This is a genomic window from Candidatus Binatia bacterium, from assembly GCA_036563615.1.
Taxonomy (GTDB): Bacteria; Desulfobacterota; Binatia; order UBA12015; family UBA12015; genus DATCMB01.
This window is the reverse complement of record DATCMB010000007.1, coordinates 55,033-67,916: the sequence shown is the minus strand read 5'-3', so window position 1 is coordinate 67,916 and position 12,884 is coordinate 55,033. Positions and strand designations below refer to the sequence as shown.

8 protein-coding genes are annotated in these 12,884 nt (G+C 70.9%); 3 read left to right on the top strand and 5 right to left on the bottom strand.

Going from position 1 to position 12,884, the window contains the following annotated elements:
* Positions 1–54: 54 nt before the first annotated feature.
* Entirely contained in the window at positions 55–1,188 is a 1,134-nt protein-coding gene (locus VIS07_07435) for a nitronate monooxygenase family protein (protein ID HEY8515328.1), read from the bottom strand.
* 316 nt (positions 1,189–1,504) lie between these two features.
* Here VIS07_07435 and VIS07_07430 point away from each other — a divergent pair, with 316 nt between their 5' ends.
* The gene (locus VIS07_07430; GenBank protein ID HEY8515327.1) at positions 1,505–3,430 is read left to right on the top strand and encodes a right-handed parallel beta-helix repeat-containing protein; all 1,926 of its coding nucleotides are present in this window, start codon (positions 1,505–1,507) and stop codon (positions 3,428–3,430) included.
* Between the two features lie 140 nt (positions 3,431–3,570).
* Here VIS07_07430 and VIS07_07425 read toward each other — a convergent pair whose 3' ends face one another.
* Both VIS07_07425 and VIS07_07420 read right to left on the bottom strand, forming a co-directional pair.
* A complete protein-coding gene (locus tag VIS07_07425; protein ID HEY8515326.1) occupies positions 3,571–4,623 on the bottom strand; it encodes a zinc-dependent alcohol dehydrogenase family protein in 1,053 nt (350 codons plus the stop codon).
* 368 nt (positions 4,624–4,991) lie between these two features.
* Positions 4,992–5,426 (bottom strand): hypothetical protein, encoded by a 435-nt coding sequence (locus tag VIS07_07420; protein HEY8515325.1) that lies wholly within the window; start codon positions 5,424–5,426, stop codon positions 4,992–4,994.
* A 455-nt stretch (positions 5,427–5,881) separates the two neighbouring features.
* Here VIS07_07420 and VIS07_07415 point away from each other — a divergent pair, with 455 nt between their 5' ends.
* Positions 5,882–7,027 (top strand): hypothetical protein, encoded by a 1,146-nt coding sequence (locus VIS07_07415; protein HEY8515324.1) that lies wholly within the window; start codon positions 5,882–5,884, stop codon positions 7,025–7,027.
* 70 nt (positions 7,028–7,097) lie between these two features.
* Here the strand turns inward: VIS07_07415 and VIS07_07410 are convergent, their stop codons facing one another.
* Both VIS07_07410 and VIS07_07405 read right to left on the bottom strand, forming a co-directional pair.
* Positions 7,098–8,351, bottom strand: coding sequence for a DUF3089 domain-containing protein (locus VIS07_07410; protein ID HEY8515323.1), 1,254 nt, complete (start codon positions 8,349–8,351; stop codon positions 7,098–7,100).
* Between the two features lie 214 nt (positions 8,352–8,565).
* A complete protein-coding gene (locus VIS07_07405; GenBank protein HEY8515322.1) occupies positions 8,566–8,982 on the bottom strand; it encodes an FxLYD domain-containing protein in 417 nt (138 codons plus the stop codon).
* Between the two features lie 704 nt (positions 8,983–9,686).
* Between VIS07_07405 and VIS07_07400 the strand changes: the two genes are divergently transcribed.
* The gene (locus VIS07_07400; GenBank protein ID HEY8515321.1) at positions 9,687–12,671 is read left to right on the top strand and encodes a DUF4215 domain-containing protein; all 2,985 of its coding nucleotides are present in this window, start codon (positions 9,687–9,689) and stop codon (positions 12,669–12,671) included.
* Positions 12,672–12,884: the final 213 nt, after the last annotated feature.

Sequence of the window (12,884 nt, the reverse complement as noted above, 5' to 3'; positions counted from 1 at the left end):
TAGCTCGAGCCGGTTGTCAGCGACCAACGGGAGTGAGCGTCGCTTCGGCGGCGCTCACTCCTCGCGGGTCAGTCCGTCGAGGCGCTCCATGGTGTCGAGGAACTCCTCGACCATCTCCTGCACCACCGCGCGCGCCGGCTTGACCACGTTCATCTGCCCGACCACCTGGCCGACGAAGTAGGTCACGAGCTGACGCGCGCCGGAGTCGGGCTGATGCGCGACGCGGTGGATGCGGCGCTGCGCCTCCGACACCAGCATGCTCTGCAGCGGCATCGGCAGCGGCGACGGCGCATCGGGCTGCTCCCAGGCGTCGGTCCACGCGGTGCGCAGCATGCGCGCCGGCTTGCCGGTGAGCGAGCGTGAGCGGCGCGTGTCGGCCGAGGTCGCGGCGAGGAACTTCTCCTTGATCGCGGGCGTGGTCTCGGCCTCGTGGGTCGTCAACCATACCGAGCCGCACCAGACGCCCTCGGCGCCGAGCGCGAGCGCGGCCGCGACCTGGCGTCCCGTCGCGATGCCGCCCGCGGCGAGAACCGGGATCGGGGCGACCGCGTCGACCACCTGCGGCACCAGCACCATGGTGCCGATCTCGCCGGTGTGGCCGCCGCCCTCGGTGCCCTGCGCGATGATCAGGTCGGCGCCGGCGTCGCGGTGCTGGATCGCGTGCTTCAGCGCCCCGGCGAGCGCCGCGACCGGCACGCCCTCCTTGCGCGCGCGCTCGACCAACCACTCGGGCGGGCTACCGAGCGCGGACGCGATCAGACGCACGCCGTGCCGGAACGACACGTCGATCAGCGGCGCCATGCTCTTCGGGTCGATCGCGAGGCGACGCGGCGCGAGATCGCCGCTCGACTCTTCGGGCAGCGGCGGCACGCCGTAGCGCTCGAGCAGCTCGTCGATCCACTGCCGGTGCTCCTCGGGCAGCATCTCGCGGAGCCCGGCGGGGTCGAGGCCGCCCTCGGCGTCGCCGACGTACTTGCGCGGGATCAGCAGGTCGACGCCGAACGGCTTGCCGCCGGCGTGCTCGCGGATCCACGTCAGGTCGACGTCGAGCTGCCCGGGGGAGTGGGCCACCGCACCCAGCACGCCGAAGCCGCCGGCGGCGCTCACCGCCGCGACGACGTCGCGGCAGTGGGTGAAGGCGAAGATCGGAAACTCGATCCCGAACATCTCGGTGACACGCGTGCGCATGCGAACCCTCCGCCGCCACCATCGCAGAGCGCCGCGGCGCTCGCCAGACGTGGCGTAGCTCGCCTCGCCGGCCTCGCGCCGCTCGCCTGCGTTCCGCTCGCGCTGCGAGCGTGCTCCGAGCCCGTGCGGAGCGCGCGCGTCAAGCCAAGCCTGGAAGAACTACACGCCGCGCTTTGCACGCTGGAAGATGCACCGGCAAGTTCTACTCGCCGCACGCGCTCGGGTCACGTGCGAGCACGCAAACGTCAAGCAGCACTCCAGGGCATTTCGCTTGCTTCACTGGGGCCTTCGCAGCGCCCCGGGGGGAGGCAAGACCATGACGTTTCGTTTCGCGGTCGGCAGCCTGGGGGCGGTCCTGCGCGGACTTCTGGCGGGTGGCTTCGCGCTGCTGAGCGCGGCGTCTGCGAGCGCGCAGCCGTCGAGCGACTGGCGCGACTACACCGCGCTCGCGCGCACCGACCTCAACATCGGCTCGAACATCGAGCTCGTCGGCAACTTCGGTGTGATCGAAGCGGGCGGCGAGCTGAGCGTCGGCATCCGCACGACGCTGCGCGGGCCGGACGTCTTCGCGGACGACAGCTTCGTCGCGAGCGACCGCTTGATGCTGGGCGCGCTCGCGTCGGTGAACGACGTGTTCGCGAACACCGTGCGCGCGCGGCCGGGCTCGGTGATCCGCGGCACGCAGAGCGGGCTCGCGCTGCCGCTGCTGGTGCTGCCGCCGCTGCCGCCGGGCGTCTTCGACCCGTGCACGGCGAGCGCGGCGAACGTCGTCGTGCCGGCGGGCGCGACCGTCTCGCTCGCGCCGGGCTGCTACCGCGAGCTGCGGGTCGCGTCCGGCGGCCGGCTCGAGCTTCAGCCGGGGACGTTCCAGTTCCTCGCCTGGCGTCTCGCGCAGCAGGTCGAGGTGGTGAGCGTCGGCGGCACGGCGATCGTCGAGATCGCCGACACGCTGCGCACGCAGGCGGAAGCGTCGATCGAGGCGTCGAGCGGCGATCCGGCGGATCTGCAGATCTTCGTCGGCGGGCGTCAGGTGACGATCGGCCGCTTCAGCTCGCTCGTCGCGCAGATCTTTGCGCCCGAGGCGAACGTGCAGTTGATCCGCGGCACCGCGGCCATCGGTGGCCTCGGCGGTACCCTGGTGGGACGGCTGATCCGCATCGCGGGCGAGCACGCGATCCGTCCGACGCCGACGCCCTTCGTGCCGACGCCGACGCCCACCGTCGCGCCGCCGGTCACGCCGACCCCGACGCCGTCACCGACACCGACCCCGACGCCAACCCCGACGCCCACTCCGACACCCACGCCCACGCCGACGCCGACCCCGACTCCCACGCCGACGCCGTCGCCAACTCCGACGGTGGCGCCGCCGCCGACGCCGACCATCCCGCCGTGCCCGGAGGATCCGACGCACCCGCCGACGCTGGTGGTGAGCACGACCTTCGCGGGACCGAACGTCTTCACGACGCTGCAAAACGCGGTCGACGCGGCGCAGGACGGCGACGTGATCGGCGTCTTCGCGAACACCGTCGAGAACGTCGTGATCGAGCGCGACGTGGCGATCGAGATCCGGCAGTGCACGGTCGCGCGCGTCACCGCGGCGGATGACGCGCAGCCGGTGATCGAGCTGCGCGGCAGCGTCCCGGCGCTGATCGTCGGCCTCGACACGGTCGGCGGCACGGTCGGCTTCCTCGTCGGCGGCAGCGGTCACGAGCTGCGCGGCGTGCGCGCGACCGGCGCGAGCCAGTACGGCGTGCAGGTCACCGGCTCGGGACATGACGTCTCGATGAACCGCGTGCGCGAGAACGGCGTCGCGGGCCTGCTGCTCTCGGGCACCGGCAACGCGGTCGGCGGCGGCTCGCTCGAGGCGAACCCGATCGGCGTCGTCGTCGACGGCACGTCGAACGCGCTCGAGGGCATCACCGCGCGCGACAACGCCGGCGACGGCGTGCGCGTCGACGGGAGCGGCAACGAGCTTCGGAACCTGCGCTTGCTCGAGAACGGCGGCAGCGGCGTCGCGCTGCACGGCGACGGCAACTCGCTCGAGGACAGCCAGGGCGAGCGCAACGGCGGCGCCGGCGTGCTGGTCACGGGCGACGCCAACCTGGTGCGCGACAACGACTTCGAGGACAGTGGTGGCTGCGAGTTCGACGTCGGCGGCTCGGGCACCAACGACGACGGCGGCGAGAACAGCGCCAACGGCAACGACTTCACGAACATCGAAGCCGGCGGCTGCTTCGAATAGCGCGGAGGGGTCAGCGCGGGCCGCGCTCCGTCAGGTGAGAAATCGCCTGCGGAGCGCGGCCCGCCGACGGGGCGTCGGTTTTGATCTTGACGGCGCGCCCCGTCGGCGGGTGAGCGCGAGCGTTGCGCGGGAGGCGTCGCTCAGTAGCGGTCGATCACGATCACGCCGACGTTCGCGAAGCGGTCCATCGACTCGAGCACGCTGCTCGTCTCCTCGAGCGGGATCGTGCGGCTGACGAGCTTGCCCGGCGCGAGCTTGCCGCTCTCGACCATCTGCAGCATCGCGCCGAAGCGCGGCGCCTGCATGCCGAGCGAGCCGCAGATCGTCACCTCCTTCAGCACGATGATGTCGATCGGCAGTGCGATCTCGCCCTTCTCGGCCGACGAGGTGAGGCCGATCTGCAGGTGGCGTCCGCGCTTGCGGAGACACAGCACCGAGTTGCGGCAGGTCGCGGCGACGCCGAGGGCATCCACCGACACGTGCGCGCCGCCCTTGGTCATCTCGACGATCGCGCCGACGGGATCGCCCTTGGCCGCGTTCACCGTCGCCACCGCGCCGAGGTTCTTCGCGAGGTCGAGCTTCTCGTCGTCGATGTCGACCGCGATCACGTTGGCGCCGAGCGCCGACGCGATCTGCACCGCCGAGAGCCCGATGCCGCCGCAGCCGTGCACCGCGACCCACTCGCCGGCCGACACCTTCGCGCGGTCGACGATGCCGTGGAACGACGTCATGTAGCGGCAGCCCATGCTCGCCGCTTCGACGAAGCCGATCGACTCCGGCAGCGGCACCAGGTTCACGTCGGCGTAGGGGATCGCGACGTAGCGGCCGAAGCCGCCCCAGTACGCGAAGCCCGGCGTGAGGAAGGTGTCGCAGATGTTCTGATGCCCGCTGCGGCACCACTCGCAGGTGCCGTCGCCCTGGCTGAAGGGGACGAGCACGCGGTCGCCCTTGCGCCAGCGCGTCACGCCGGGGCCGACCTCCTCGATCACGCCGCAGAACTCGTGACCGCCGACGTGCGGTAGCGGCACGGCGATTCCGACCCACGTCCAGTCGCCCGTCCACAGGTGCCAGTCGCTGCGACACACGCCGTTGGCTTCGACGCGCACGACGACCCCGCCCTCGGCCGGCTTCGGGTCGGGCACGTCGCGCACGACGAGCGGCTCACGGACGGCCTCCATCACGGCTGCTTTCATGCTGCTCCTCCGCTGCGGGCGAGTCGGATCGTGCTCGCCCGTTCGAGATCGCGTGGTTGGGATGCCGTTCGTCTTGTCTTGACGAACACTCGAGCAGTGCTCCGAACCGCGTGACGCCGGGAGGCGCTGGGAGGAGGATGGTGGGTGTCAGTGCCGTGGGGTCTGAGCTGCTGCGGGCGCTCCCGGGTCCCGCGAAGTACGGTGCGCCGCGAATATCAGGGACCCCGGGGAGCACTCAAGGACGCCGTCGATGACGCCCGGGAGGAGTTCGTGGGAGCGCCACGCATATTGGTTGCGTGGGGCGCGGGCGGAAGGTGCGGTCGCGCTACGGCCGTGCGCGACGACGTTTGCGCGCCGCGTCGTCCTCCTTAGCGCGCCGACGGGCTCGTGCTCTTCTGCAGCGACATCCGGACCGTCACCTCGTCGCCCTCATCGAGGTGCTCGAGCGCGGTCGGCGGGAAGAGAATCTTGACGTCCTTGCCCTTGACGTCGATCGACACCGTCCCCGCCTGCTTGTCGATCGACTGCACGCGGCCGGTGACCTGGTGCTCGCCGAGATCGCCGTCGGTCGGGTCCTTCGAGCCCGGCACGAGGTGCGCGTCGCCGGGGTCGGGAATCGACGGCGTGTCGCGGAGCGACGCGTCGTTGCCCGGCAGCTCACCCGGCAGGGCGCCCGTCTGTCCCACCGCCGGAGCCGCCTGGAGGAGGATCACGGCCGCGATCGCCAGCAACGTCTTCCCGTTCATCATGCTCGACTCCTGACGCTGGCGACGGTGCAGCAGGCATGCCACGCGGTCGGCCACGTCCCGCCTACGTCTGGCCTGGCGGTGGGCGGCTTCTCGACCGGCGTCTTGTAGGAAGTGCCGGTCGCCCTCCTTGCGCGTCGCGCCGGCTCTCGAGCAAGCGTCCGACTGGGGCTCGGCGAGCCTCCGAACCGCCGCATGGCGGCTGACATGCGGCTTGCTTCGGGGCTCGCACGGCAGAGGGATCTTGCAGGTTTGCAAGCAGGTACCGTCCCCGTGGTCAGCGAAAAAGCCTCGTAAAATCGAGGACTCGCGGCCCACATAGTGGCACTCCGATTGCCCTGTGCGCGGATCGCCGGCCCGAGGGACGTGGGTCGGCCGGAAGCCACCTCGGGTGAGTTCTCGCCCGCCGCTCTCCGCCTCGCAACGTTCCGCTGCGCCGCTCGAGCCACAGACGAGGCCGGCCAACCGACAGGCGCACGGTTGACCGGCGAGCCCAAGAGAGGATCCGCCCGATGACAGCTGGCACCACCCGCCACGACACGCCCGCCGCGTACGCCCGGGGCCGGGGGCGCACGCGCCGCACCGTCGCGGCCGCGCTGCTCGCCACGCTCTGCGGCGCGACCGCCGCGAGCGCAACGCCGCCGAGCGAGTGGACTGCGTACACCGCGCTCGCGACTAAGCGCCTCGACATCGGCTCGAACATCGAGGTCAGCGGCAACTACGGCGTGATCTTGCCGGGCGGCCGTCTGACGCTGGGCACGAACACGTTCCACAGCCCGACGCAGGCGGGCGGCGCGCTGGTCGCGGACTCGATGGAGTTCACCACCGGCGCCTCGGCGAACGACGTCTACGTCAACTCGCTGAAGCTGAACGGGACCTCGAACGTGCGCGGCACGACGACTACGCCGTTCCCCTTCCCGCTCACGGTCAACGCGCCGACACTGCCGGCCGACACCTCGAACCCCTGCGTCAACGGTGCGCAGAACGTCACCGTGACCAAGGCGCAGTCGCCGCGGACGCTGCCGGCCGGCTGCTACCGCGACGTCGCCGTCGACGGCGGCGCCACGCTCGAGCTCACGGGCGGCAACTACATCTTCCGTCGCCTGCGCGTCGAGCCCGACGCGCAGGCGGTCGCGACCGCGCCGACGACGATCAACGTCGCCCAGCAGGTGATCACGCAGCTCCGCAGCTCGCTCTACCCGCAGAGCGGCGCGCCGGAGCACCTCGAGCTGTACGTCGCCGGCACCAACAACCAGGTCGGCAACGAGGCCTTGTTCATCGGCCGCTTCATCGCGCCGAACGATCCGCGTCTCGAGTTCGGCGTCCGGGCGCTGTTCGTCGGCAATGCCTACGCCGAGGGCATCAACATCTTCGGCGTCCACCTGCCGCGCACGCCGACCCCGACCCCGCCGCCCACGCCGACGCCGACGTCGCCGTTCATTCCGCCGACGCCGACGCCCACCCCGACGCCGACGCAGACTCCGCCCCCGACTCCGCCGCCGACGGTGACCCCGTCGCCGACGCCGACGCCGGTGGGTCCGACGCCGACTCCGACCCCGCCGCCGACGCCGACGGTGACGTTCACGCCGTTCGTCCCGCCGACGGCGACCCCGACGCCGGGGTGCCTGTCGCCGTTCAGCCCGGGCAACTGCGGCTGAGGTCTTCCGTGTGCGGCGCCGGTGAGCAAGCTCCTTCGCTCACCGGCGCCGCCGCATTTGGAGCCCGCGATCAGCGACGCGGCAGCGGCTGCGCGAAGCAGCGGCGCTGGCGCGCGCACCACGAGCGCGCCTGCGTCTCGGCGATCTCGACGAGGTTGCCCATCGCGAGGTTGACGTCGACCAGGTGCAGGCCCCACTCGGGCGTCAGGTCGGCGCCGGTGATGTCGTCGATGCGCGGGTCGCTCGGGTCACCGTTCACGAAGACGCTCAAGTAGTGGAAGCCGTCGTGCTCGGCGCACTCGGCCTCGAACAGGCCGGGCGTCGTGACGAAGGGCGTCTCGATCTCGACGCCGAGCGACGGATCGAGCCAGTCGACGCGCGGCGGCGGGGGAAGGATCGGCAACGACTGCGCGGTGGTCGGCAGGTAGGCTTCGAGGACGCCGCGACCGCCGGCGAGCGACGCCGGGTTGGTGCACGCCGCCTGGAGACCCGGCTCGCGTGAGCCGCCGAACAGGCTGTTCTCGGGCGGCGGCGCGGTCGAGCGGAAGGTGACGTAGCTGATCGCGCAGCCGGTCTGCGTCGCGCGACGGCAGAGCGGCACGCGCTGGAAGTCTCCGCCGACGTCGCGTCCGACCGGCACCTGCAGGCTCGTGCCGAGCAGCATCGCCGACACCAGGCGCTCGCGCAGCACCGGGTTCTGGTCGATCTCGTCGCGCACCAGCGCGGTCAGGTGTCCGGCGCCCTGCGAGTGGCCGATCAGGATGAAGCCGCGCCCGTGGTTGTCGTTCGCGATGTAGTGCTTGAAGGCGTCGACGACGTCGCCGTAGGCGAGGGCGCGGTCGCTCGGGATGTCCTGTCCGCTCATCCGCCCGACCAGCGCCGTCAGCGTGATCTGGCGGTAGACCGGCGCGAACACGCGGCACACCGATCCCAGACGCGCGGCCTGCTGGCGGACGACGAACAGCTCCTCGTCCTCGTCGGGCACGAGGTCGCTGTTGCCGGTCTCGTCGAGCGAGATCGTCGGATAGACGTAGAAGCAGTCGATTTTTGGCTTGCGCGCCGGACGCCAGCGTTCGAGGCGCGTCGCGCCGTTCGCGCGGACGACGGTCGTGTCGAGCTCGTGGTCGCAGACGTCGTCCTTGTCGGGACGGCAGAGCCAGTTGTCGGGGTCCGCGTAGATCTCGCTGACGTAGCCCGGGTAGGGCGACACCGCGTCGGGCGGCTCGAGGTCGCGCGCGAGCGCGGCGCGGGCGTCGGCCGCGTGCAGCGTCGCGACGAGCGCAGCGAGGGTGAGAACGGCAACGGTCGCGTGACGGTGCTTCATTGCGCGACCATAGGGCCGGTGCGATTCTCGCGGCAAGGGCGTTTGCCCCGCTGCGGCGGTCGGGCGCCTGCGTGGGCGTGGTCCTGCGCGTGAGCCAGAGCGCGAACCGCTTCACCTCACGGCCCCGTCACCGACGCGCCGTTCGATTCTCGCGCGCAGCTCGGCCGGCGCGCCGTCCGTGGCGGCCTACCGTGCGCGGCGCGATCTCGTCCGCTCAGCGCGCGATCGCGACCGCGTGGTACGTCGTGACCGTCGGATCGTCCGGCACCGTCGCCTGGAAGGTCGCGGTGCCGCCGTTGGCGCCGATGGTCTGCTCGAGCGGCGGCGTGTCGACGCTGCGCACCAGGCGTCCGGTCTGGTCGAGCGAGTCGACGCGGATCCGCAGCTGACTCACCGGGCGGTCGCCGTGGTTGACGATCGTCCCGACGACGTTGACCTGACCGCTCGCCGCCCCCGGCTGCTCGTGCAGCCCGTAGATCGAGATGTCGGTCATGCGGGGCTCGGGGACGGGCTGCTGCACGACGGTCCGCGAGGTCCGGACCACCTGGCTCTCTCGCGAGCCGCCGCACGCGACGCCGAGGACGGCCACCGAGGCCACGAGGAGCATGGGCACGATTCGTTGTGTTCTCATGCGGCGATCCTATCGGGGTCCGGTTCGGCCAAGAAGACGACCCCCGGAAGATGTCCGCGGAGGACCGGCGGCGCCCGCGTCAGCCCAAATCACCGCCACACGCCGTCGGTCGCGGGGCGGGTCCACGGCCGCCTGCCCCCGCCGCCGGCGCGGCCGTGGCGGTCCAAGGAGCTACTCTCGAAAGCGCCGCCGGCGCGCGGATTTAGGGAACGAGCGGCGCTCGGACTCCGATCCACGCATCGCGCCTTCCACCCACGCATCTCCCCGGGGCGGGTGATGACGCGACGAGTCAGGGTCTCGCGCGTCGACCGGCCCCAGCCAGCTCTTTGCGCCCGAGTTTCACTTTTCGAGACGGTTGTTGCTTTCGATCGAGCATTTCACTTGCTGTGCGTGCATACTCGCGCCCTCGCGAGGACGCTGCGCAAGCAACCGAAGCTCGGCACCGCACACTTGATCAGGAGGCGACCCCGCTCCGTGACCACCGGACCTTGTACCCGAGACACCTGCCGCGCCACCCGGCGCGTCCCGCTCGTGGTTTCCCTTCCGGCCTGGGCACGGCGGCCACGCCCCACGCCACCCGCGCGTACGCGCGCGCTCGTTCCGACCTGCACCAAGCGATCTTTGGCTTGACGGCCCCACGCCAGCTGGAGGGGAAAAGAATGGATCACCACCGGAGAACACGCTTGCTTCCGTTCGCGGCCGCGATGATGGCCACCCTGCTCGTCGCGAGCGTCGCGTCGGCGCAGGTGTCGGTCAACGACCGGCGCTGCATCGAGGAGATCAACAACAGCTCGCGCAAGGTTCTGGCGAAGCAGAACCAGGCGCTGCTCAAGTGCCTCCGCGCCGAGGTGCGAGGCAAGCTCGCCGTGCCGATCACGCAGTGCGCGGCATCCGAGGCGAACGTCATCAAGACGATGAGCAAGGCGGTCTCGGACGCGAACAAGCGCTGCGGCGGTGCGCCCCCCTCCTTCGGTCCGCCGAGCCTGACCCAGCCGCCGATCCTCGCGGTGGCGACCGGCGACGCGCTGCTGTCGGACCTCTTCGGCGCGAACGTCGAGGGCTCGCTGTCGCAGGACACGCCGGTCAAGCGGTGTCAGGAGAACATCCTGAAGGCCGTGCAGAGGTGTGAGGAGGCACGCCTCAAGGAGTTCCTGCGCTGTAAGAAGGCGGCGATGAAGAACGGCACGGTGGTCGACGAGGAGACGCTCCGTGACGTCTGCCTCGGGACCGACGGCGAGCAGCCCGATCCGAAGGGCCGCGTCGCGCGTGCCTGCCAGGCCAACATCGACAAGGCCATCAACAAGTGCGTCACCTCCGGCGTGTTGCTGCAGAACGCCTTCCCGGCGTGCGGTGAGCCGTCGAGCGCCGGTCTCTCCGCCTGCCTCGGCGAGCGCATGCGCTGCCGCGCGTGTGACCTGCTGAACGGCGTCGACGGCATCGACAAGGACTGCGACGTCTTCGACGACGGCGACGACTCCAACCAGAGCTGCAACGAGCCGACGACCTGCGGCGACATGCTGGTCGACGGCCAGGAGAACTGTGAGGACGGCAACGACGTCGGGGGCGACGGCTGCAGCTCGGCCTGCCAGATCGAGGCCGGCTGGAACTGCTCCGGCCATCCGGCGGTCTGCACCGAGATCTGCGGCGACGGCCTCGTGGTCGGCAGCGAGCAGTGCGACGACGGCGGCAACGCCAACGGCGACGGCTGCGACGCGTCCTGCAACGTCGAGCCGGGCTACTCCTGCACGGGCTCGCCGAGCGCCTGCAACGAGATCTGCGGCGACGGCATGATCGTCGGCGCCGAGCAGTGCGACGACGGTAACACGATGTCGAACGACGGCTGCAGCAGCCAGTGCGGCATCGAGCCCGGCTACGCCTGCGACGGCGCGCCGAGCATGTGCATTCCGTTCGACGTGGTGATCACCTCGCCGACCCACGGCTCGTTCACCACGGCAGCCTCGGTCACCGTGAACGGCGTCGTCCAGCACCTCTCGCCGGCGCTCGCCGCGGTGACGGTGAACGGCACCCCGGTGACGGTGAACGGGGACGGCACGTTCTCGACGACGGTGCCGCTCAACGCCACCACGATCCTGAACCCGATCCGTGCGACGGTGACCGACGTGGTCCACGGCGGCTTCGCGCACGACCGCGTCGTGGTGCACCGCGGCATGTCGATCGCCGACGGCGCGTTCTCGCCGCAGAGCGTGGCGCTGCGCCTGAACGACACCGGTCTCGACAAGATCGAGCCGCTGGTCGCCGACCTCGCGGGCGAGGGCCTCGACCTGGCGACGCTCGTGCCGGTCGGGACGGTGCTGATCAACAATCAGTGCTTCGTCGACTCGATCTTCGGCTGTCTGGGTCGCGCCACGGTGCGCATCGCGTCGCCGCCGCCGGCCTTCCAGAGCTTCTCGCTCCAGACGGACTCGATGGTGAACTTCGTCGCGGGCGACATCTCCATCAACAGCATCCGGGTCGACATCAGCCTGGAGGGCAGCGGCGTGGTTCCGACCTGCGGCATCCGGCTGACCGCCAACCAGGCGTTCTTCCTGGGTGACTACACCCTGAGCCCGGATCCGGTGGAGCCGTCGAACATCGACGTCAACCAGCTCGGTGCGATCGACGTCAGCTTCGCCGGGTTCCAGCGGACCTTCACGTCGGGCATCTGCGATGCGCCGATCATCGGCGACATCATCCAGGCGTTCATGCCCAACATCGAGCAGCTGACGATCAACGCGATGCGTGACTTCCTGAACGATCCGGACGGCGCCGGTCCGCTCGACGGCCCGATCGCCGACGCGATCGAGACGGCGCTCGCCGGCATCTCGATCACGGGTCCGATCGGTGAGGGCCTCGGCGTGCTCCTCGAGACGCCGCTGCACGCGGTGGACGAGGACAACGTCGGCATCACCCTCAACTCGAACTCGCGCATCACGTCGCAGATCGGCACGGATCCCGGGCAGTGCCAGCCGCCGCTCGGTGCGCCGAACCTGACCGCGTCGCTGGCCTTCAACGAGGTCTTCCCGACGTTCGGCCAGAACGCGCCGGTGAGCGGCCAGTCCTACGACGCCGCGATCGCGATCTCGGCCGAGGGCTTCAACCAGCTGCTGAAGGCTCAGACCGAGTGCGGCCTGCTGGTGACCACCATCACCGAGCTCGACCTCGGCACCGGGCCGCTGCCGCTCAACGCCGCGATCCTGTCGCTGCTGATGCCGCAGTTCGCGGTGTTCCCGCCGGCGACGCCGTTCCGGCTCGACATCCGTCCGACCCTCGCGCCGATCGTCACCGGTCAGCCGGGTCCGAACGGCGAGCTCACCGAGCTGCGCGTCGGGCAGGTGCTGGCCGACATCGTGCGCGACGACGGCAGCGAGCAGGTCGCTCTGACCGCGGCGTTCGACGTCCGCCTCGGCATGAACCTCGAGGGGCAGTCGGGTGCGCTCGGCGTCGTGCTGTCGCCGCCGGCGCCGGGTGATCTGACGATCGCGATCATCCACAACCCGCTCAACGTCAACGAGGCCTCGCTCGAGAACGACGTGCTCCCGCCGCTCGTCGGGACCCTGATCCCGGATCTGGCGTCGTCGCTCTCCAGCTTCCCGCTGCCGACGTTCTTCGGCCTGCAGCTGCAGCCGGTCGAGGTGTCGCGCACCGGGATGTTCATGGGGATGTACGCGAGGATGGTCGCGGCTCCGTAAGGAGCGCAAAGCTCCGCGCGCCCGCGGGAGAGGAGCTCCCGCGGGCGCGCGGTCTCACTGCACCATACCCCACGAAACACCTCGTCCGGGCCGTGCCGGGGAGCAGGATCTCCCCGGCATGGACGCCCACCCCGCGGGCCGACCCCGCGGCCAGCGATCCCCAACCCGCAGCTCGCGCCGCTCACCCAAGCGACGCTCGAGCGCGATCCCTCG